The following is a 19,889-nucleotide window of genomic DNA, read 5'->3' as shown; positions in this document are numbered from 1 at the left end:
ATATGCCCTTGGCGAAAATCCGCGTGACCTCTCATTCGCAAAATGGCAGGCAGTGCGTATGTCGATTGTCTGGAAAATCATCCGCATTATCGGGCTTTACGTCGTCTTTTTCTTTGTTTGCGTAATAATCGCGGCAATTGCATTGGACAGTCTACCCGATGCGCTTGAAGCATTGTTCGCACTCCTCGCGCCGATTGCCTTTGTCTGGTGGTACGAAAAGCGTCGCAGCTCGAAACTTGAGATCGAGAGTCCGGCTGAAGACGGGATGCGACCTACTGACAGAGTGTTGCCCGGCCTACCTGGAGGACCGGGAATTCAACCTTCGAGACCTCGCCAAACCCGCTCTAATCCGCAGCCGCCTAACAGGACGCTCCAGCAACCCCCCGAAACAACTTCTCGCCGTCACCAAGGGTGGGTGCCTAGGGACCAGCTCGTCACTATCGCGGGTCGCACGATCGATGGGATGGTCTATGTTGGCACTCCACCGCGCATTGGTTCATCCTACTATGGCGAGGTCTGTCGAGCCTACATCGATCCATCTTTATCCGTCGCGCGGGTCGGGTCGGACAAGAATGGCGACAACATGTCATATTGGCCGGGCTATTCGAGCATTCCTGCCGTTTGCAGGGCTACCTATCTCGATTGGCTGGCTGGTGGTCGCCAAGATGGATCAATCAACCCCGGCTACATGTTCCTGTTCTTCTACGGTTTAGAGCGGCGGTTTCTGGTCGATGACGCGTCAGAAAACGAAAAACGCGACATTCTTGTCGAGGTGCGGCGATTAAAGGAGTTGTTCGGTAAAAATCACTCTGCGCAGCGCTATCTCGGAGAATTCATCGATTTGGCGAGCATCATTGTAGACGATGCAGATTTCAAGAAGCCCATCTACAAGAACTGGGGCTGGGAACTTCCACTGTCCTTGAAAGTCGCCTTAGGCGGAGCAATTGCCAACGATATGCCAATTGACGCGGATTGGCTCCTGAGCTGGTTCATGTGTCACAATGAAAGGCGCCTTCGCACACCGGCTACTCGCTGTGAGGACGAGTTTATGTCATTGTTCAGGCACAAATTTGCAATCCGCTTTCCTAACGAACTCACGGTGTCGAAGCCAAGAAAACACTTAGAATACAGTTACAGGGCCGCATCAGGTGAGTTTGGCGGAAACATTCCAATTTCCGCAAACGGGAAGCCTATCCTCGACATCTCCGGCTTGCGCAAACCAGTCGAGATAGCCCAAGAAATCGCAGATGAGGCTATGGATGAACTCGACAAGTTTAGCCGATATCTTGGACGAAATCCAGATGGCCGTGGGAGCATTGAAGCACAGGCGCTGCTACCTGCTGAGCTTTGGGGTCTGTTCCCATCAGACGAGTTGGAAGAACTCAAAGACTGGGCGCGCCAACAAGTAGCGGCGGGCGGGCTGGTCCCAGCACTTGATGTGATCTCGCGCCTGGAAGGAGAAACGCCGGAGAAGCTCGGAAAGCGGAACTTGACTGGCGCAGCGGATGCACTCGCCCGTATCGGATTCGGTATGGCTCCAGACCCAAGATTCTCGCTGCGTGGACCGAAGATCGACGAACCCGTTGTGATCTTCGAACTCGGCGAGCCGGTTGAACAGCTTGAAGACGTCTCCCCGGCATATCGAACCGAATTGTTTGAACTGGCGCTGGCGACCTTCGTCGCACATGCCGACAGCAAAATTGTGGAAGCCGAACGCAGGGCACTCAGTGAAAAGATCGAAGCGGTTAGCGGCCTGACTGAGCTGGAGAGAAAGCGTCTCTACGCCAACCTCGAATGGTATCTCGATGTACCGCCAGACATGTCATGGCTGCGGAGCAAGCTGAAAGACGCAGACGCTGAACATCATCTGGCCCTGCGTGCGGCGGTTGTCGCGATAGCCCACGCTGACAGCGTGATTCAGTCTGAAGAAGTGGCTTGCATCGAGAAGATCTACAAGGCTCTGGGGATCGATGCTGGCCTCGTTTACGCCGACCTCCATGCTGGCGATGTGCCAGACGGCCCTGTTCGCGTCAAAGCCGCCGAAGCTGAAGCACCAGGCGAACAAATACCGGACGAGCCGAAAGCCAAAGCCGGTTCGCTCGATGCAGCGCGTATTGCCGCTATTCGAAATGACACCGAGCGCGTTTCAAGCGTATTGGGCGAGATTTTTTCAACCGACGAAGACGTGAGCGACGAGGCTACCGCAGCACTTGCTCTTCCATCGTCAATGGCTGGCCTCGATCCCAAGCACGCGATGCTTGTAGAGCAGATAATCCAGCGCGATCACTGGACTGACGAAGAGTTTGACGAGATCGCCAGTAAGCAAGGGCTCATGCCCTCTGGCGCGCTTGAGGTAGTCAACGAGTGGGCTTTCGATAAATTCGATGAGGCCATGCTCGATGAGTATGAGGGATATGACGTATCGCCGGACATAGCCGATACGTTGCGAGCCGAGATGGCGAAGGGGGATTAATTCATGGCGAGACTGAAACCGCGCGAACGCGACGCCATCGTTCAGGCGCTACGCGCCGGTGTTGTTCCCAAATTGGGGCTTCGGCACATCCAGGTTGGACGAGCACGTGAGATCGAGGAACTCGTCAAGGACATGGACCGGATCGCCGATGGCGGTTCAGCCATTCGTTTCATCATCGGCGAGTATGGCTCCGGCAAGACCTTCTTCATGAACCTGATCCGGCTTGTGGCGCTCGAAAAGGGACTGGTCGTCATGTTTGCCGACCTAGCCCCGGATCGACGCATCCACGCGACCGGCGGGCAAGCACGGGGCCTCTACGCGGAGATGGCGCGAAATCTTGCCACCCGGACCAAGCCAGATGGTGGTGCATTGTCGAATGTTGTCGAACGCTTTGTCAGCCAGGCCCAGCACGATGCCGAGGCGCAAGAACAATCGACAGATGACATCATTCGCCAGCGCCTTGCCCATTTCGAGGAGCTCACAGGAGGCTTCGACTTCGCGCAGGTGATCCGCCGGTATTGGGAGGGGCACGAAACCGGCGATGAAGAGCTGAAATCGGCGGCGATCAGATGGCTGCGCGGCGAATTTGCAACCAAAACGGATGCTCGCAAGGCTCTTGGTGTTCGCACTATCGTCAATGACGCCAGCGTCTACGACCACCTCAAACTGATGTCGGCCTTTGTCTGTGAAGCTGGCTACAAGGGCCTGCTCGTTGGCCTTGACGAGATGGTCAACCTCTACAAGCTGACTTCATCGCAAGCGCGCAACGCCAACTATGAGCAAATCCTGCGCATTCTGAACGACGTGCTCCAGGGCAGCGCGGAGAACCTTGGGTTCCTCATGGGAGGAACGCCGGAATTCCTCATGAATACGCGGCGCGGCCTCTACAGCTATGAGGCCCTCCAGTCTCGCCTCGCAGAGAACGCCTTTGCGCGTGACGGACTGGTCGATCTCTCCGGGCCGGTCATTCGACTAGCCAGCCTCACGCCCGAAGATTTGTTCGTGCTTCTGGCCAACATTCGCGCCGTTATGCAGGGCGATGAAGCAATCCTGCCAGACAACGCCTTGGAAGCGTTTATGGCGCACTGTTCGGACAGGATCGGGGAGGCCTATTTCAGAACCCCTCGGAACACGGTCACGGCATTCGTGAATCTTCTGGCGGTGCTCGAACAAAACCCCGGCGTCGAATGGTCGGACCTCATCGAAGAACTCGACGTGGCGGAGGATTCTGGTGACGACATGAGCGACGTGGATGAGAGCGTTGGCGCTGTTCCCGAGAGCGACGAGCTAGCCAGCTTCCGACTGTGAGCACGGCGTTCGACAAGCTGGCTCGGCCAATCCAGAAATGGATTCGTCAGCAAGGCTGGAAGGAATTGCGCGATATTCAGGCGCGCGCAACGCACGTGCTTATGGACGGCAATCGTGACCTGATTGTCGCCGCCAGCACCGCCGGAGGCAAGACCGAAGCCGCGTTTCTCCCGCTACTGTCCCAGGTGCTCGATGAACCCAGTGAGGACTCCGGATTCGATGTTCTGTATGTCGCGCCGCTGAAGGCGCTCATCACCGATCAGGCGCGCCGACTTGAAGACATTTGTCGCGATACAGACTTGCCTATCACGCCGTGGCATGGCGACGTTTCGTCATCGGTGAAGGCTAAGGCTACCAAGCGACCGAGGGGCGTGCTGCTAATCACCCCGGAGTCCCTTGAAGCGCTATTCATTCGACGCGGATTGGAGATTCCGAGGCTGTTTGGAGCGACCCGCGCAGTCATTCTCGATGAATTGCATTCGGTCCTCGACAGTGAGCGAGGCATCCAGATGCGTTCGCTTCTCACGCGCCTCGAAATCGCCCTCAAGAGACCTATTCGTCGGGTCGGTTTGTCGGCCACACTCGGAGATATGGAGCTGGCGAAGGCCTATCTTCGTCCTGACAGCCCAGTTGAAGTCGAACAGGTCATTGCCGAGGGCGGATCAGCCGAATTGCAGCTTCAGCTCCGTGGCTACGTTGCTGGCGACAAGGACCATGAAGGCCCTTCAGCGACGGATGCCATTGCGCAGCACCTATTCGAACACCTGAGAGGCAGCGACAATCTTGTCTTTGGCGGTGCGCGTCAGACAGTTGAAATCTACTCAGATCGGTTGCGCGCACTCTGCGAAAAGGAACACCTGCCGCAGGAATTTTACCCTCACCACGCCAGCCTATCGCGCGAGCATCGGGACTTCGTCGAACGTCGCCTCAAAGATGGTACTGCGCCGACGACTGCCATCTGCACTTCCACGCTGGAACTGGGAATTGATATTGGCGATGTGACCTGTGTCGGCCAGCTTGGCGCACCGTTCAGCGTCGCATCGCTCAGGCAAAGACTTGGCCGTTCAGGGCGGCGACCGGGCAAGCCAGCCATCCTTCGACAATACGCAGTCGAGGCGAAGCTTACGCCGACAAGCAATTTCTCGGACCGTCTTCGCCTGGGCATGGTGCGGGCCATTGCGATGATCGAATTGCTTTTGGAAGGCTGGTGCGAACCGCCGCAACGCGAGGCCCTGCACCTTTCGACCCTAGTTCACCAAATCCTATCGGTGATCGCCGAGCGGGGCGGAATACGTGCGCAACAACTACACGGGATTCTCTGCCAGACTGGACCGTTCCGCCAGGTCGATACCCAGTTGTTTCTGGATGTCTTGCGAGCACTCGGGCAACCCGAGGTCGCGCTCATTGAGCAAGCCAGCGATGGCCTTCTGTTGCTCGGTGCCAATGGCGAGAAGCTGGTCGAGCACTATAGCTTCTACGCCGTATTTCAGACACCGGAGGAATACCGGTTGATTTCCGGCGGTAAAGAGCTTGGAACACTCCCCATCGACAACATGATTGCGCCCGGAATGCTTCTCATTTTTTCGGGCAGGCGCTGGCTGGTGCAGGAAGTTCTCGACCGGGATCGTGTCATCCTGGTTGCACCGGCGAAAGCCGGAGTGCCGCCCATCTTTGGGGGCGACCCTGGCAACATCCATGACCGGGTGATCCAGCGCATGTTCGATGTTCTGAAGGGACAAAAGCGCCCGATCTACCTTGATGCGACAGCGCTGGAGCTACTCGACGAGGCACGCAGCAATTACAGCCAACTGCAATTTGACCCTGGAAGGATTGCGCAACTAAGCGACAACGCTGCTGTCATAGCGACCAAAACGGGTTCCGTTCGGACAACGACCTTGGCACTCGCCCTTCGCGCCAACGGCTTCACCGTTCAGACACACGATGGGTTTCTGGAAGTGTTCGGGAAGGACGAAAGTCCGCAGTTGATCGATGCCCTTTCAGCTCTGGCAGATGGCAAAGAGGTGGACCTATTTGCTCATTCACCGAACCTTTTGTTCGAGAAATTCCATCCACATTTGACAGAGGAATTGCTGCAGAAAGATGCTTTGTCCGCTCACCTAGATGCTAGCGGATTGGCAGAGTTGACCCGCTCAATTTTAGGACGCGATTAGCCGCCAATTGCCTTTCGGATCGTGCTGCTATCCGTCATTCGATAGCTCCGCCTCGAACGCCCGCTTGCCCTTGCGCCGGAACAGGACCAGCGCCTGCGCCCCATCCGGCCCGCGCAGCTTGGCAGCGACGGTGAGGAACGCACCGTAGAGCGCGGCGCGATCATCATCGGTCAACTCGATCAACTCAGCCTTGGCGACAAGTCCGCCCAGCTCGATCAGTTGCCTGGTCCTTTCGCGGCGTTTGACCTGCCATTCGCGCATGTCGGTTCGAGCCTTTGCCGCCTCAAGCCGATGCCGCGCCGCCATCGAGCGGGAGAGTGCCTTCCGGCTGTTTGCCAGGTCCGCCCGAAGTGTCGCGTGACTTGCCTTGAAAGAAAGCCGCGCCGCGCTTGCGCCAGCCCTCCACGATGGCCTTGTCGGTATTGGCGGCAGCATCGAGCAGCGCGCCCGCCAGGACATCGGCATCGAGCGCATCGGCTCCGGTTGCCGTGACCAGCGCTCCAAGGTCGCGCACGCGGCGTTCCTTCAACTGCTTTGCCTTGTCGGCGAGGACCTTCAGTTCCGAATCAAAATCGCGGGGTTTGCGCATGTGTTGTCTCCATCGTTGGTGTGATGGAGCCATGATAATCCTGGTTGTAATCCAATGCAGTAAGGTCGCCGGGACAGTGTGATACCGCCTAGTCCCGATCAGGATTTTATCATGAGAGGGCGCGCTTATACGTCGTGCCGACGTGGCGTTTGCGGTGTAACTGGATTGCCGACATGGCAATCTTTCACTTCAGCGCAAAGGTCATCGGAAGGTCGAGCGGACGCAGTGCCGTGGCGGCAGCGGCCTATCGTGCAGGCGAACGGCTGCACGATGAGCGGATCGACAGAACCCATGATTTCACCAACAAGGCAGGCCTTCTTCATTCCGAAGTGATGTTGCCCAAAGGCGCGCCCGAAGCCTTCGCCGACCGCGCCACCTTGTGGAATGCAGTCGAGGCCGCCGAGAAGCGCAAGGATTCCCAGCTTGCCCGCGAGGTCGAGTTCGCCCTGCCCCGCGAGCTGCCGAAGAAAGACAACATCAAGCTGGCGCGCGAGTTTGTGAAAGCGGAGTTCGTCGAGAAGGGCATGATCGCCGATCTCAACATACATTGGGATATCGGCAAGGACGGCAAGGCCAAGCCCCACGCACACGTCATGGTGACGATGCGCGAGGTCACGAAGGATGGCTTTGGCGCAAAGGTTCGCGACTGGAACAAGACCGCGCTGATCGAGCAATGGCGCGAGCGCTGGGCCGATCATGTGAACCGCGCGCTGGCGGAGCGCGACATCGATGCGCGGATCGATCATCGCAGCCTGGAAGCGCAGGGGATTGCGCTGGAGCCGCAGGACAAGATCGGCCCCGCCGCCTCGCGGATTGGCGGTCGCGGGCTCGAAGCCGAGCGGATCGAAGAACACCGCGCCATCGCCCAGCGCAATGGCGAGCGGATCATCGCCAATCCGGAGCTGGCACTCGATGCGATCACCCACCAGCAGGCCACGTTCACGAAGCGCGATCTCGCCGCGTTTGCTCACCGGCATAGTGACGGAAAGGAGCAGTTCGACGCGGTCTACAACGCCGTGCGCGCATCGCCTGACCTGATTGCCTTGGGCAAGGATGGACGCGGCCAGGACCGGTTCACTTCTCGGGCGATGATCGAGACCGAACAGCGCCTGCATCATGCCGCTGACATGATGGCGCAGCGCACCAGACACAGCGTCAGTGAAGTCCAGCGAAACGCCGCGTTAGGGAGCGCTGCTAAGCGCGGCCTGATACTCTCAGGCGAACAGAAATCCGCCTTCGAACACGTCACGAAGAAGGGCGGTCTTTCGGTTGTCGTTGGCTATGCCGGAACCGGCAAGAGCGCCATGCTAGGCGTTGCGCGCGAGGCATGGGAAAGCGCGTGCTATAATGTGCGCGGCGCAGCGCTTTCCGGCATTGCCGCCGAAGGTCTGGAGAACGGCTCTGGCATTGCATCGCGCACCATCGCCAGCCTTGAACACCAGTGGGGCAAAGGCCGCGAGCAGCTAACTGCCAAGGATGTGCTGGTCATCGACGAGGCTGGCATGGTCGGCACGCGCCAGATGGAGCGCGTACTCTCCCATGCGGCCAAGGCCGGTGCGAAAGTTGTTCTGGTTGGCGACCAGCAGCAGCTTCAGGCCATCGAGGCAGGCGCGGCATTCCGGGCAATCCACGAACGCCACGGCGGGGTCGAGATCAGCGAGGTTCGCCGCCAGCTTTCGGCATGGCAGCAGGATGCGACCCGGCACCTCGCAACGGGTCGCACCGGCGAAGCGATCCGCAGCTACGAGGAACGCGGCATGGTCCATGCCGCCGACACACGCGAGGCTGCGCGCGCTGACCTGATCGAACACTGGAATCAGGAACGGCAAGCCAACCCCGACGACAGCCGTATCATCCTCACCCACACCAATGACGAGGTGCGCGAACTGAACCAGATGGCGCGCGAGAAGATGCGCGAGGCTGGCGCATTGGCAATCGATGCCACGATCAAGGCGGCCCGCGGCGAACGCCAGTTTGCATCGGGCGACCGGATCATCTTCCTGCGCAATGAGCGTGGGCTTGGGGTCAAGAACGGGACGCTGGGCACGGTCGAAAACGCCAGCGGCCAGAGCATGGCAGTGTGCACCGACGATGGTCGCGAAGTTGCGTTCGACACCAAGGACTATGCCCACATCGATCATGGCTACGCCGCCACGATCCACAAGGCGCAGGGGATGACGGTGGACCGCACGCATGTGCTCGCCACACCGGGCATGGACAGTCATTCCGCCTATGTTGCCATGTCGCGCCATCGCGACGGGCTGGCGCTGCACTATGGGCGCGATGACTTTGCCGACCGGTCGAAACTCATCCGCACCCTGAGCCGCGAGCGCAGGAAGGATATGGCGGGCGACTACCAGCCCGAACAGGCTTTCGCCGAACTGCGCGGAATCAGCTTCCGCGAACGGATCGTGGAGATGGTTCGGCAGGTGCCTGAACGCGCCAAATCGATCTTCGGAAACTTCCGTCCGCAGGCACGGCTGCTTGAGCCGCTTCCAGCACAATCGAACACACGGAACGAGCAGCGCCGCGCAGTCGAACGCTATGCCCGCGCGCTGGGCGATATCGGAACCATGCAGGCCCAGGGCTTGCCCGTTCTCCCGCACCAGAGGGACGCGCTGGAGAAGGCAGGAAACACGCTCGATGCGATCCGGCCCCATGCCGCCGCCGATCTTGCCAAGGCGCTTGAGCGGCGTCCTGAGCTTATTGCAGAGGCCGCTGGCGGGCGCAGCCAGGAGGCGATGCGAGCCACGCAGCATGAAGCCGCCGTCCGCACCGATCCGGCGCTGCGAACCGAGCGCTTTGTCAGCGACTGGCAGGGCTTGAGCACGACCCGCAAACAGCTTGAGCAGCAAGGCGACCGTGCAGGCGCTGCCCGCGTGTCGGCCAAGCTTAACGAGCTGGCGAAGGGGCTTGAACGCGACCCGCAAGTCGAAGGCTTGCTGCGCGGCAAGACCCGCGAACTCGGCATCGATCCGAAGCCCGAACGCAGCATCGCAAACGAACTCACCGCAACCCTCAGTCGCGAGCGCACCCGCGCTTTCGACATGGGCATCTAGGAGAAACGACATGGAAGACGACCACATCGAAGAGGTGCAACTGGACCTCGAAGTGGAGGAACCACCCGCTCAGGACCCAGAACCGGAGGCTGTGACGGAATCCGATCCGGCAGCGGAAGCCTTCGCCCGTCTCGAAGGCGAAATGGCGATGGTGCGCCATACGGTCCAAAACATGGCCAGGGAGCGAGCTGACATCGTGATCCCGGACTACACGACTACGCTCGGACAAATGGCCGAACAGCTGGCACAGGTCTCCAAGACGCTGACCGCAATCGGCAGCAAGCCTGCCATCGAGCTGACGCCGGAAGACATTGCAGTTCAGATCAAGCGCGCCTCGCTCGATATGCTGCGCGACAGCAGCGACCTGTTCCGGCAGGGCCGCAAAGACCTGGAAAACGCAACCGGTCGTCTCGCTGCAATTGTCGGGCGTGTCCGCGTCGAGGCCGAACAGAAGCGCCAGACCTGGCGCTTTGCAGCCATAGGGCTGGTTGCCGGTATGCTGCTTTGGACGATCCTGCCCGGCACCATTGCCCGCGCTATGCCCGAAAGCTGGCATTGGCCTGAAAGTATGGCTCGCAAGGCGGTTGGCGAACCGACCATCGTGGAAGCGGGAATAAGATTGATCCGGTCTGAGAACCCCGAAGCCTGGGAGGAACTGGCTACAGCGCAGCTCATCCTGGGCGCAAACCGAGAAGCCTTGGATCGCTGCCATGAGCGGGCACAGAAAGCGGAAAAGTCTGTCAGTTGTTCAATTCAGATCAAGCCATGAAGGTTTGTGCTGGCACCAAGATCGGATAGAACGACAAATCCTTGTTTGGCCAGCTTTGGTGCCTTGTCGTGAAGTGAGATATACCGAGCCAACAAGACAAGCATGACTTGATTTCTTCGACGCAGCCTATGATCCCTTTCACATTCGACCAGCTACGCCGTGTAATTGACGCGAGGCGAGGCACAACCAAACAAGATACGCTAGCTCGGCTTGGGGAGGCTCTGCTCTTTGTACAAAACGTTGAAGCCGCGTTTCGCTTTGTGATGACATTCGTCATACAGAAAGGGCAGGAAGGACTTGATCTCGAAAAGTGGGAAGCGCAGTCGAAAGCTGAACGGGAAAAAACTATTGGCTATTTCCTGAATCAACTCCGGTTCCGTGTTGACGTCGAACCTCAAATCGATTCCCGCCTTTCGACGTTTCTCAATATCCGCAATCAGATGGTTCATCGACTCGAAGAGGTACCAGGCTGGGGTCTTGAAGACGAAGCCTCGTTGAGAATCTCGAATGACTTCCTAACGGAGGTCTTTGCAAACTGCTTTTTCGTCTATTTCTGGCTGTCCGGAGTCACAAAGAGCTGGGCGACACAGGCAGGCTTCACAACGCAGTATGATGATCACGAAGTTATGAAGATCATCGACGAGCATTTCGTCCCACTCGCGGAGTGGTCGCTCGCAGCCAAGGAGACCGTACCGAGATCGGACTGAGATGTTATGCCAGATTTCCTTCAAACCAGCCCTCTGTATCAACTCTCCGATGTGCGTCGCAATAAGGCGATGCTGCCTACCGACCGGGGTGTTTACGGGTTTTACTTTGGGATCGCGCCAGGGATCGCCCCAATCGATGGAGCCTTTTGTCGCGGAAAGCTTAGCCTTCTGTATATAGGCACCGCAGGTGCTGACCTCGCGAGGCGCGGTACGTTGCGTAACAGGCTGGGTCAGAACCACCTTGGCGGGAACGAGCGTCGTTCGACGATCTGTCTGACGCTGGCTTCACTATTACCGGACGTCGCTGGACCTAGCGTTCTGCGTATCGAAAAGGGCAAGGCCAAATTCCACACATCTCCTCAAGGAGCAGCGCGGCTCCGCAACTGGATGGATGAGAATATTTACGCCTGCTGGATCACCGATCCTCGACCGGCTGAAGCCGAACAGGACTTGGTCAAAAGTTACAGGACGCCCCTGAACATCGACTTCTCCACCCATCCTTTCTCCCCCACGTTGAGTGAGTTGCGAAACAATCGAAGGGCAACGGCGAGAGCGCTGACCGCTTGAGGGCGTTGATTTGCCATTTAGCCAAGTATCGGATGTACCAAGTACAATTGCGTCGTGTGCGGGCAATGCCCAGATTCGCGTGGATTCGCTGCTCTGCAGGTGCCTTCTGAAGAGGGCAAGTGCGGCTATCGAACGTCCCGGAAAGCCCCAGAATGTGCTGGAAAAGCCCGCACATTATGTGGGGTCAATCGTAGGAACTGCTTCTGCGATTTTCTAAAAAGTAGAGCAATCATAACGCCCTAAGGTAGTTGACTGGCGCACCCGACAGGATTCGAACCTGTGACCTCTGCCTTCGGAGGGCAGCGCTCTATCCAGCTGAGCTACGGGTGCGTGCGGGACGAGCGCCTAGCAACAGCCATGCGGCGCGCCAAGCGGAAAGCGGTTTGGGCCCGTCAGTTGGCGTTGGCTGTGCGCGAGCCGGCTTCGCCGAACTGGTTGAGCGAACTCCCGTCGGAGAAATGAACGGTGACGTCGAAACCGCCACGCCGGCCGTCCCGCAGCGGATAATACGTCATGTCGATCTTGTCGCCCGGCTTGAGCGAGCGCTTCGACCAGCCGTAGCGGACCAGGTGGTTGGGGCTCATGCCTTCGAACGCCCATTTGTTGCCTTCGGCATCGGTGGCGTAGAGAAAGGTGTGCGGGTTGGTCCATTCCCACCGCTGGACCGTCATGTTCTCGAGCGGCTTGGCCTTGCCCCATTCGAACATCGCGGTCGAATGGTGGGCGGCGGCGGGAATCGCAAGCGCCGCGAGCGCGGCAGCGGCGAGGGCGAAGCGGGGGGAAATCTTTGTCATGGCCTCTCCTATGCCCGACTGCAGATGAACCTGCGCTGGGCGATCTGTTGCTATTTGCCAGTGTCTAACGGACAAAATCAACCTGCTTCTTGACTGTAGTCAAATAGGGTCACAATTTGCAGCCTGAAATATCGCGGGAGAAAACCAGATGATCGGGCGCAAATACCTCCTTGCCGGAGCCGCACTGCTGACAACGGGGCCTGGCGGAGCGCTCAGCGCACAAGAGCCGAACAAGGACTTCACCGTGCCGCGCGCGACCGAATATCAGCAGGTCGTGCAGTGGCCCGACTGGACCGGCGTCTGGTACCCGGACTGGTCCAAGCTGTTCGCCAATCGCGGAAAGCCGATGGTGCTGACGCCGAAAGCGCAGGCCAAACTCGACGCCTTCAACGCGAAGTACAAGGAAGGCGGTCCGCCGCTCTATGCCCAGGCACACTGCCTGCCACCGGGGATGCCGGGGATGATGCAGCAGCCCTATCCCATCGAATTTCTCTATTCGCCCGACCGGGTCACGATCATCACCGAAGCCTATGAACAGGTGCGCCGGGTCTATCTCGGTCAGAAGCTGCCTGAGGACCCCGATTTGTTCTTCAAGGGCAATTCGGTCGGCCACTGGGAGGGCGACACGCTGATCGTCGACAGCAACGGCTTCAGCCTGCTGACCACCATCGCACCCGGCGTCGAGCACAGCGCCAAGATGACGACCCACGAACGGTTTTACCTCACCGCACCGGGCCAGATGGTCGACGAGATCACCATCGAGGATCCGGAGGTGCTGATGGAGCCCTACGTCACGAAGGTTGCTTTCAAGCTCGATAACTCGTTCCCGATGCGGGAATATGTCTGCGCGGAAAACAACCGTCTCGAATCGGGCGACGGCGGAGCAAACATCGACCTCAAGCTCGACGACAAGGACGATCCTTTCGCCGAGCTCGGCCAAGACGAAGCCGGAAACTGACGGTCGAAGCCGGCCGCAGCCGGTTAGCGAATTGGCAAGGGCCTCGGACTATTCTCGCCCCCATGAACGCCGTTCCCCCGACGATGACGCCCGGCAGGTCCGGGCGCATCCACTTCGGCCAGGGCGCCGCCGGCGCATCGAGCCGCAAATGGGCCGCCCTGCAGGAGGCGGCCAATGTCGTTGCGACGCTGGCAGGCCTCGATCAGGAGCGGCCGCGCCCGGAAGTGCGCAACTTGCCGGCATTGATGCGCGATGCAGCGAAATGGCGCCGCGAGCTCGCCGATCAGCAGATCGACGACATCGCCGCGATGATGCAGCCCGGCATAGCCGCGTTGCTCGGGGTCAATGCGCGCGGTGCCGATCCGCGCCCTGCGGCGCTGGCGTTATGGCGCGAATACATCGCCGCACGGGGGGCAGTGGTCGCTCTATTGCCGCCGAGCGGAGCCATGGGTCCGCCGCGCAGCGCCTGATTCCATCTGCGGCTTGACGAAGTTCTTGCTCTGTTCCAACGAAGCGGGATGGCCGATTCGTCCGCACTCGCCACAGCGCTCGATGAATTCGATCGCCGCGCCCAGGCCGTGACGCGCGGCATCTGCCGACTGTTCGCGCGCAACGACATCTGGGCGCTGAGTGAAATGCCGCTCAGGAACGGTCGCCGCGCCGATCTGATGGGAATCGACGCGAGGGGCCGAATCGTCATCGTGGAAATCAAGACCGCGCGCGCCGACCTTCTCGGCGACGCCAAATGGCCCGACTATCTCGAGTTCTGCGACCGCTTTTACTGGGGCCTGCCGCCCGAACTCGACCGCGCGTGCCTCGATGGAGCCGATTTCCGGCCCGACTGCTGCGGGGTGATTGTGGCGGACGAATACGATGCGGAGATCGTCCGCCCGGCACCCTCCCAGCCGCTCGCCGCGGCGCGCCGCAAGACCGAGACCGAGCGGCTGGCCCGCGCCGCGCTGCGCCGTCTGACCGTCGGCAGCGACGCCGAATGCGGCGGCTGGGGACGCACTGCCGGTTAGAAAGAGGTCAATTCACGAAGCGCGCGGCAATCCAGTCTCCGACCAGATCGAGTGCCTCAGGAGCAAAGGTCTCCTCGATCTGGGCGTATTCGCCGATCCCGCCGGTCTTGGCGTGCTGGAACAGGTGATTGAGGCCGGGCAGTTCGGTTACGGTCGCATCGGAATTGGCCGCTGTCGCCGCTTTGATCGCTGCGAGGTTGGCCTCGGCCGGAACCTGCAGGTCGAGGCTGCCCCCGATCGCCAGGATCGGCATTTCCAGCGAGGCCAGGACCGGAGCAGGGTCATACTTCAGGAAATACTGGTACCACGGACCGGAGATCTGCCCGACGATCACGTCGGGATCGTAGTTCGCCGGCACGCCGAGTTTCGCCAGCGCCTCGGGGGTCAGAACGGCGCGCGCAGCCGCCTTGCCCGCTTCGGGCGTGTCGGCGTCGGCAATGGCCCGGAAGAGGGCGGCCATGACCGGTTCCTGCTTGTCGACCTGCGCCTCGCTGGCGCCCATCGTCATTCCGATCAGCCGCTGCTGCGACAGCATCAGCTGGTCGAGGTGCGTTCCCGGTCCGGCCAGCATGACGACGAAGGCGATGTCGGAGTTTTTCGACGCGGCGATCGGCCCGATCATGCCGCCTTCGGAATGGCCGATAAAGCCGACCGCGTCGTGGCGTATCTCGGGACGGGTCATGAGATAGGCGGCTGCGGCGTTGGCGTCGGTGGCAAGATCGGCCGAGGTCGCCGCGGCATAGTCCCCGGTCGACTTGGCCACGCCGCGGTCGTCGTAGCGCAGCACGGCAATGCCGCGGCGCGTGAGATAGTCGGCGATGACCGCAAAGGGGCGGTGTCCCATCAGCGTTTCGTCACGATCCTGTCCGCCCGAACCGGTGATCAGGACGGCGGCGGGAAAGGGGCCCTTGCCTTCGGGAAGTGTCAGCGTGCCGGCGAGATGAACTTCGGCAAACGCCGGATTGTCGAATGCCACTTCCTCGGCGGTGTAAGGGAAAGGCTCCTGCGGCGTTTGCGGCCGTGCCGGCGGTTTGGGCGCCGCCGCCTCGCCCTGCATTCGTGTCAGACTGACTTCGGCGACATTGTCGTTGAGCGTATTCGTATAGGCGCCATTGAGACGGGTCATGTCTTCGGACAGGGTTCCGGTGAATTTCGTCACGCCTCCCATCAGCGAGAAGCTGACCTCCCGCCCGTTGCGCCTGAAGTCCTCTACCGGGACGCCGTTCGCAAGCTGATCGGGCGAATCGATCAGCATGATCGTGCCGCGTTCGCCGGTGGTGATGCGCAGGACCTGGCGCAGGTTCGCATTGTTGAGCTTTGCGGTGCCTTCCCAGAGCCCATCCAGACCTTCCACCACCGGCATGGGCGGCGGCAGACCTGCCTCGAAGGTGAGGGGCAGCGCTCCGCCTTGGTTGAATGTGCCCTTCCAGGCATGATTTTCCGCTTGCCAGTCGCCTTCGAAGCTCGCGCCGATCCGGTCGATCTTCCACGACAGGTGCTCGCCGTCGACCGCGATGCTGGTCACATCGGCCATTTGTCCGGGCGCCTGGTTGGCATTCTCGACCTTGGCTTCAAGCGCGCCGTCCTCGCCTTCGGTCACATATAGCACCAGGACGACCGGCCCACGCGGCGTCGTCAGGGTGCCGTGCCAATCGCCGACGATTTGCGGCGCTTCCTGCGCCAATGCCGGAACGCCGGCGAGTAAAAGCGAGAGGGCCGCCGCAGCCGCGCCGAACGAGCGAATGAAAGACATGGTTCTTCTCCAGATACCATTTAGGTAATTGGCTAAATAATGTGACGCAAGCCTAATCGGGGGACAGCGCCCGCTCGCGCCCTTCGCCTTCCCAAAACAGCGCCTCGACCGGTTGGGCGAACACTCGGGCAATGCGAAAGGCGAGCGTGAGGCTGGGGTCGTGCTTGCCGACCTCGATCGCGTTGATCGTCTGGCGCGAAACGTCGACCAGCTCGGCCAGATCGGCCTGCGACATGCGGCGTTCCGCCCTGAGCACGCGCAGCCGGTTGTTCATTCGCGGTAGGCCTTCAGTCCGCGAATTACGCCGTAGGTGTAGCCGAGGCAAAGGGCGGTCAGCGTCAGGGCAAGCCCCCAAGGCGCCGATGCGCCGAGCGGCAAGAGCAAGAGGAACGTCGTACCCACCGACAGGGCTGCTCCTGCACCCAGACACAAGGCTTCGAGATGAGTCTTGCGCAAGAGCTCGTCGGCTTCGGCCAGGAACTTGCGATAGGACCGCAGGACGAGGAAAGAGACGCCGAGCGGCACCGCGACAATGGCTGCCGCCAGAACAGCGGGCGGGTCGAGAAAAGCGACCAGCGCCGTCGCACCGACGAAGCTTACCGCCCAGATCGCGCTGAACACATTGATTGCCAACCCGTTGCGCACATCTCGCGGCCGCAGGCTCGCCGCGCAACTGTTCATGTCACCGCTCATTTCCGCCTCCATTGGGCGAGAATGCCGCCGAAACCGGTGGCAACGAGCAGCACACCCATGAGCAAGTCGGCGCTGACTTTTGGCAGCCAGACGTGCTCGGGCAGCTGGATCGCGCCCCAAAACACCATCACCGTTGCAAAGCCGAACATCAGCCCCTCGACGAGCACCGCGCGGATCATCTCGTCCGCCTCGCGCACGAATCGCAGGAAGGCGTGAAAGGCGAAGGCGCTCGGCAGGAGAGGCAGCAGCGAAAGCGCGATGGCCGGCGGCCCCTCCGGAGCCGAGTCGGCATAGCGAAAGACCCGCCCGCCGATCAGGAAAGTGGCGGCGAAAGCGAAGAGCCACGCGTTGAAGATCCAACCGTTGCGGCGGAGCCGGCGCTCTCTCGCGGTAAAGGGTGAGCCAGTTGTCCTCATGTCAAAACCTCTTGGCCTTATGTCAAACCCTCTTGACGACTCGCGATGTATGTCTCTCTTGTCTTAAAGTCAAATCTTCTTGTCATTGATGGAAAGTCTGTCCCCTTGCTGCGCGGGGCGCTAGAGCTGCCGCATGGCAATCGGCATCCTGCTTTCCGCACTGGCCATGACGTTGATAGTCGGCGGCCGTTACCTCGCCAGCAGCGGGTTGTTCGCTCTCGTCACCCGGCGGGTTCGCCCGGGCCTCTATGCATCGCTCGAACCGCAGATCCGCCGCGAGATCGGCTGGTCTCTGGCGTCCGCAGCGATTTACGGAGTACCGGCGGGCGTTGTCGCCTGGGGTTGGCGGGAACGCGGCTGGACGCTGATCTACGACGGCTGGAGTGACTACCCGCTGTGGTACCTGCCGCTATCCGTATTTCTCTACCTCTTGGCGCACGACACCTGGTTCTACTGGACGCACCGTCTGTTGCACCGCCCGCGCTGGTTTCGCGCCGCCCATGCGGTGCACCACGCCAGCCGTCCGCCGACCGCGTGGGCGGCGATGAGCTTTCATCCGCTCGAGGCGCTGAGCGGGGCAATCGTCATTCCGGCCCTCGTATTCATCGTGCCGATACATGTTGTCATGCTATTGCTGGTCTTGACGATAATGACCGTCATGGGCGTGACGAACCACATGGGCTGGGAGATGTTTCCCCGCGCCCTCGTTTACTCGAAGGCAGGCAATTGGCTGATAACCGCGAGCCATCATCAAAGGCATCACGACGAGTACAAATGCAACTACGGCCTCTATTTTCGATTCTGGGATCGACTCTGCGGCACGGATCGCGGCCTTTCGCCGCGCTCGGCCTGATCGCGAGTGCCTTGCTGACGACCGGGGCGGCAGCGCCGGGAGGCGACGTGCGCGTGACGGTCATCGATCTGCGGTCGGCCAAGGGCTTGGTTCAGGCTTGCCTCACTGCGAACCCGCGGCGCTTTCCCGATTGCACCGGCGACAGCCACGCATATTCGCTGACCGTTCCCGCGGGCCCAGAGGTCCATCTCGATTTCGGCCAAATTCCGGCCGGGCGTTACGCAATTGCCCTGCTGCATGACGAAAACGGCAACGGCCGCGCCGACAAGACCCTGATGATACCCAGGGAAGGATTCGGCTTCTCGCGCGATGCTGCGGTACATATGGGCCCGCCCAAGTTCGCCGCCGCGGCTTTCGAAGTGGGCGGTCGTGCGGTCGAGCAGACGATACGCATGCGCTACCTGCTGTAACGCGCTTGCCGCTTTTCCGGAGCGAGCCTAAGCGCCTCAGGTGAGCGGCGAAACAGGCCAATTCGGCATCCCGGCCAAGGGCATAGCGGCGGATTCGACCTTCGCACCGTTCCGCTGGCCGCTGTTTCGCGCATTGTGGACCGCGAACCTCGTCTCGGCAGTCGGCAGCATGGTCCAGTCGACCGCGGCCGCGTGGTTGATGACCGACCTGACGGATTCGCACCTGCTGGTCGCGCTGGTTCAGGCCTCTGTCGTCATTCCAATGCTGTTCTTCGGCATGTTCGCCGGGGCCCTGGCCGACCATTACGATCGCCGGACGGTCATGCTGGTGGCCAATGCGGGCATGGCGGCGGTTTCGGCCCTGCTCTCCGCCATGGCCTGGCTCGATGCGCTGGCGCCCTGGTCTCTGCTGCTCTTCACCCTGCTGATCGGCAGCGGCTTCGCCCTCAACGGCCCCGCATGGCAGGCCTCGGTACGCCTTCAGGTGCCGCGCGAAGACCTGCCGCAGGCGATTTCGCTCAATTCGATCGCCTTCAACATGGCGCGCAGCGTCGGCCCGGCGATCGGCGGCCTGCTGTTGTCGCTTTCGGGGCCGAAGATGGCCTTCACGGTCAACGCGCTGAGCTATCTGCTGATGATCCTCGTCCTGCTGCGCTGGCGCCCGCCCCCGCGTGGGCCCGCCGGGCGCCGGGCGATTCTGCCGGCGATCGGCGCGGCGCTGCGCTTCTGCGCTTCGTCGAGCCCGGTGCGCCGCGTCCTGCTGCGCGGCTTTGCCTTCGGCGTCGGCGCAATGGGCTATCAGGCGCTGATCCCGCTGGTCTTGCGCGACCAGATCGGCGGCGGGGAATTCGAGTTCGGCTTGGTCCTCGGCGCTTTCGGCATCGGCTCGGTGGTGACCGCCTTGTGGGTTGCTCCGTTCCGCCGCCGCTTCGGGCCCGAGGCGGCGGTCAGCGCGGCGATGCTGTTCTCGGCTGCAGCGCTGGCCACCCTCGCGCTGTCTGCCTCGCTTCCCCAGGCCATCGTGGGCAGCCTGCTGGCCGGTGCCGGGCAAGTGACGGCCATGACCAGCCTCAACGTCTCGATGCAGCTGCGCAGTCCCGAGGAGATTCTCGGCCGGTGCCTGTCGATTTTCCAGGCAATGTCGTTCGGGGGTTTCGCCATCGGGGCGTGGATCTGGGGCGCATTGTCGGATGCTGCAGGACTGGCGCCGGCGCTTCTCGCCGCCTCCGCCTGGCTGCTGGCGGCGCTGGTGACGCTGCGCATTTTCGCGCCGATGCCGCAAATCGGTGAAGGCACGGTGGCGTCCCGGCCGGCGGCATGACGCCAGCAGATTGAGATTCTTGTCGC

General features: G+C 61.0%; 20 protein-coding genes and 1 tRNA gene. 13 read left to right on the top strand and 8 right to left on the bottom strand.

The features are described 5' to 3' along the window. Positions 1–58 precede the first annotated feature (58 nt). Genes Q7I88_RS03635 through Q7I88_RS03625 form a run of 3 tightly spaced genes read left to right on the top strand, consistent with a single transcriptional unit; the run spans position 59 to position 5,952 of the window. Complete coding sequence (locus Q7I88_RS03635; protein WP_305097674.1) at positions 59–2,473, top strand: tellurite resistance TerB family protein; 2,415 nt, start codon at positions 59–61, stop codon at positions 2,471–2,473. 3 nt (positions 2,474–2,476) lie between these two features. Continuing rightward, positions 2,477–3,781, top strand: coding sequence for an ATP-binding protein (locus tag Q7I88_RS03630; RefSeq protein ID WP_305097673.1), 1,305 nt, complete (start codon positions 2,477–2,479; stop codon positions 3,779–3,781). Next, positions 3,778–5,952 (top strand): DEAD/DEAH box helicase, encoded by a 2,175-nt coding sequence (locus Q7I88_RS03625; RefSeq protein WP_305097672.1) that lies wholly within the window; start codon positions 3,778–3,780, stop codon positions 5,950–5,952. Before Q7I88_RS03630 ends, Q7I88_RS03625 begins: the two co-directional genes overlap by 4 nt. 27 nt (positions 5,953–5,979) lie before the next feature. Here the strand turns inward: Q7I88_RS03625 and Q7I88_RS03620 are convergent, their stop codons facing one another. Both Q7I88_RS03620 and Q7I88_RS03615 read right to left on the bottom strand, forming a co-directional pair. Next, positions 5,980–6,213, bottom strand: coding sequence for a conjugal transfer protein TraD (locus Q7I88_RS03620; protein WP_305097671.1), 234 nt, complete (start codon positions 6,211–6,213; stop codon positions 5,980–5,982). Positions 6,214–6,235: 22 nt separating this feature from the next. Then, positions 6,236–6,541: a conjugal transfer protein TraD gene (locus Q7I88_RS03615; protein WP_305097670.1), complete on the bottom strand. Its 306-nt coding sequence runs from the start codon at positions 6,539–6,541 to the stop codon at positions 6,236–6,238. 173 nt (positions 6,542–6,714) lie between these two features. On the opposite strand from Q7I88_RS03615, the gene traA reads away from it, so the two are divergent. The 4 genes from traA to Q7I88_RS03595 all read left to right on the top strand — a co-directional run bounded on the left by traA (position 6,715) and on the right by Q7I88_RS03595 (position 11,643). Continuing rightward, positions 6,715–9,600, top strand: coding sequence for a Ti-type conjugative transfer relaxase TraA (traA, locus tag Q7I88_RS03610; RefSeq protein ID WP_305097669.1), 2,886 nt, complete (start codon positions 6,715–6,717; stop codon positions 9,598–9,600). 10 nt (positions 9,601–9,610) lie between these two features. Further along, positions 9,611–10,369: a DUF6118 family protein gene (locus tag Q7I88_RS03605; protein ID WP_305097668.1), complete on the top strand. Its 759-nt coding sequence runs from the start codon at positions 9,611–9,613 to the stop codon at positions 10,367–10,369. A gap of 263 nt (positions 10,370–10,632) precedes the next feature. Continuing rightward, positions 10,633–11,076: a hypothetical protein gene (locus tag Q7I88_RS03600; RefSeq protein WP_305097667.1), complete on the top strand. Its 444-nt coding sequence runs from the start codon at positions 10,633–10,635 to the stop codon at positions 11,074–11,076. 6 nt (positions 11,077–11,082) lie between these two features. After that, positions 11,083–11,643: a GIY-YIG nuclease family protein gene (locus Q7I88_RS03595; RefSeq protein ID WP_305097666.1), complete on the top strand. Its 561-nt coding sequence runs from the start codon at positions 11,083–11,085 to the stop codon at positions 11,641–11,643. Between the two features lie 253 nt (positions 11,644–11,896). Here Q7I88_RS03595 and Q7I88_RS03590 read toward each other — a convergent pair. Continuing rightward, positions 11,897–11,973 (bottom strand) — tRNA-Arg (locus tag Q7I88_RS03590). A 62-nt stretch (positions 11,974–12,035) separates the two neighbouring features. After that, entirely contained in the window at positions 12,036–12,437 is a 402-nt protein-coding gene (locus tag Q7I88_RS03585) for a DUF6152 family protein (protein ID WP_305097665.1), read from the bottom strand. Positions 12,438–12,585: 148 nt separating this feature from the next. On the opposite strand from Q7I88_RS03585, the gene Q7I88_RS03580 reads away from it, so the two are divergent. The 3 genes from Q7I88_RS03580 (at position 12,586) to Q7I88_RS03570 (ending at position 14,417) form a co-directional block, all read left to right on the top strand. Next, on the top strand, positions 12,586–13,395 hold the full coding sequence (locus Q7I88_RS03580; protein ID WP_305097664.1) for a hypothetical protein: 810 nt from the start codon (positions 12,586–12,588) through the stop codon (positions 13,393–13,395). Positions 13,396–13,457: 62 nt separating this feature from the next. Further along, positions 13,458–13,865, top strand: coding sequence for a hypothetical protein (locus Q7I88_RS03575; protein ID WP_305097663.1), 408 nt, complete (start codon positions 13,458–13,460; stop codon positions 13,863–13,865). A gap of 48 nt (positions 13,866–13,913) precedes the next feature. Next, positions 13,914–14,417, top strand: a complete 504-nt coding sequence (locus Q7I88_RS03570; RefSeq protein ID WP_305097662.1) for an MmcB family DNA repair protein — start codon at positions 13,914–13,916, stop codon at positions 14,415–14,417. Positions 14,418–14,424: 7 nt separating this feature from the next. Here Q7I88_RS03570 and Q7I88_RS03565 read toward each other — a convergent pair whose 3' ends face one another. From Q7I88_RS03565 to Q7I88_RS03550, 4 genes are read right to left on the bottom strand one after another with little or no spacing between them, the layout of a single operon-like run. Continuing rightward, complete coding sequence (locus Q7I88_RS03565; RefSeq protein WP_305097661.1) at positions 14,425–16,170, bottom strand: alpha/beta hydrolase family protein; 1,746 nt, start codon at positions 16,168–16,170, stop codon at positions 14,425–14,427. A 52-nt stretch (positions 16,171–16,222) separates the two neighbouring features. Continuing rightward, entirely contained in the window at positions 16,223–16,444 is a 222-nt protein-coding gene (locus Q7I88_RS03560) for a helix-turn-helix transcriptional regulator (RefSeq protein ID WP_305097660.1), read from the bottom strand. Continuing rightward, positions 16,441–16,875: a hypothetical protein gene (locus Q7I88_RS03555; protein WP_305097659.1), complete on the bottom strand. Its 435-nt coding sequence runs from the start codon at positions 16,873–16,875 to the stop codon at positions 16,441–16,443. The genes Q7I88_RS03560 and Q7I88_RS03555 overlap by 4 nt, the downstream gene beginning before the upstream one ends. Beyond that, a complete protein-coding gene (locus tag Q7I88_RS03550; RefSeq protein WP_305097658.1) occupies positions 16,860–17,279 on the bottom strand; it encodes a hypothetical protein in 420 nt (139 codons plus the stop codon). Before Q7I88_RS03550 ends, Q7I88_RS03555 begins: the two co-directional genes overlap by 16 nt. 133 nt (positions 17,280–17,412) lie before the next feature. On the opposite strand from Q7I88_RS03550, the gene Q7I88_RS03545 reads away from it, so the two are divergent. Genes Q7I88_RS03545 through Q7I88_RS03535 form a run of 3 tightly spaced genes read left to right on the top strand, consistent with a single transcriptional unit; the run spans position 17,413 to position 19,863 of the window. After that, on the top strand, positions 17,413–18,132 hold the full coding sequence (locus Q7I88_RS03545) for a sterol desaturase family protein (RefSeq protein WP_305097657.1): 720 nt from the start codon (positions 17,413–17,415) through the stop codon (positions 18,130–18,132). Positions 18,133–18,185: 53 nt separating this feature from the next. Continuing rightward, positions 18,186–18,542, top strand: a complete 357-nt coding sequence (locus Q7I88_RS03540; RefSeq protein ID WP_369426121.1) for a DUF2141 domain-containing protein — start codon at positions 18,186–18,188, stop codon at positions 18,540–18,542. Positions 18,543–18,582: 40 nt separating this feature from the next. Then, on the top strand, positions 18,583–19,863 hold the full coding sequence (locus Q7I88_RS03535; RefSeq protein WP_305097656.1) for an MFS transporter: 1,281 nt from the start codon (positions 18,583–18,585) through the stop codon (positions 19,861–19,863). Positions 19,864–19,889: the final 26 nt, after the last annotated feature.

Origin of the sequence: Croceibacterium aestuarii (assembly GCF_030657335.1) — a bacterium.
Lineage (GTDB): Bacteria > Pseudomonadota > Alphaproteobacteria > Sphingomonadales > Sphingomonadaceae > Croceibacterium_B > Croceibacterium_B aestuarii.
The sequence above is the reverse complement of the archived record's forward strand: the minus strand, read 5'-3'. Positions and strand labels throughout refer to the sequence as shown.

What these genes read in the sequence shown, in the direction of transcription:
- Q7I88_RS03635 (WP_305097674.1), top strand. Translation starts at nt 59, where the DNA reads ATGTCGATTGTCTGGAAAATCATCCGCATTATCGGGCTTTACGTCGTC.
- Q7I88_RS03630 (WP_305097673.1), top strand. Translation starts at nt 2,477, where the DNA reads ATGGCGAGACTGAAACCGCGCGAACGCGACGCCATCGTTCAGGCGCTA.
- Q7I88_RS03620 (WP_305097671.1), bottom strand. Translation starts at nt 6,213, where the DNA reads ATGCGCGAATGGCAGGTCAAACGCCGCGAAAGGACCAGGCAACTGATC.
- Q7I88_RS03615 (WP_305097670.1), bottom strand. Translation starts at nt 6,541, where the DNA reads ATGCGCAAACCCCGCGATTTTGATTCGGAACTGAAGGTCCTCGCCGAC.
- traA (WP_305097669.1), top strand. Translation starts at nt 6,715, where the DNA reads ATGGCAATCTTTCACTTCAGCGCAAAGGTCATCGGAAGGTCGAGCGGA.
- Q7I88_RS03605 (WP_305097668.1), top strand. Translation starts at nt 9,611, where the DNA reads ATGGAAGACGACCACATCGAAGAGGTGCAACTGGACCTCGAAGTGGAG.
- Q7I88_RS03600 (WP_305097667.1), top strand. Translation starts at nt 10,633, where the DNA reads ATGACATTCGTCATACAGAAAGGGCAGGAAGGACTTGATCTCGAAAAG.
- Q7I88_RS03595 (WP_305097666.1), top strand. Translation starts at nt 11,083, where the DNA reads ATGCCAGATTTCCTTCAAACCAGCCCTCTGTATCAACTCTCCGATGTG.
- Q7I88_RS03585 (WP_305097665.1), bottom strand. Translation starts at nt 12,437, where the DNA reads ATGACAAAGATTTCCCCCCGCTTCGCCCTCGCCGCTGCCGCGCTCGCG.
- Q7I88_RS03580 (WP_305097664.1), top strand. Translation starts at nt 12,586, where the DNA reads ATGATCGGGCGCAAATACCTCCTTGCCGGAGCCGCACTGCTGACAACG.
- Q7I88_RS03575 (WP_305097663.1), top strand. Translation starts at nt 13,458, where the DNA reads ATGAACGCCGTTCCCCCGACGATGACGCCCGGCAGGTCCGGGCGCATC.
- Q7I88_RS03570 (WP_305097662.1), top strand. Translation starts at nt 13,914, where the DNA reads ATGGCCGATTCGTCCGCACTCGCCACAGCGCTCGATGAATTCGATCGC.
- Q7I88_RS03565 (WP_305097661.1), bottom strand. Translation starts at nt 16,170, where the DNA reads ATGTCTTTCATTCGCTCGTTCGGCGCGGCTGCGGCGGCCCTCTCGCTT.
- Q7I88_RS03560 (WP_305097660.1), bottom strand. Translation starts at nt 16,444, where the DNA reads ATGAACAACCGGCTGCGCGTGCTCAGGGCGGAACGCCGCATGTCGCAG.
- Q7I88_RS03555 (WP_305097659.1), bottom strand. Translation starts at nt 16,875, where the DNA reads ATGGAGGCGGAAATGAGCGGTGACATGAACAGTTGCGCGGCGAGCCTG.
- Q7I88_RS03550 (WP_305097658.1), bottom strand. Translation starts at nt 17,279, where the DNA reads ATGAGGACAACTGGCTCACCCTTTACCGCGAGAGAGCGCCGGCTCCGC.
- Q7I88_RS03545 (WP_305097657.1), top strand. Translation starts at nt 17,413, where the DNA reads ATGGCAATCGGCATCCTGCTTTCCGCACTGGCCATGACGTTGATAGTC.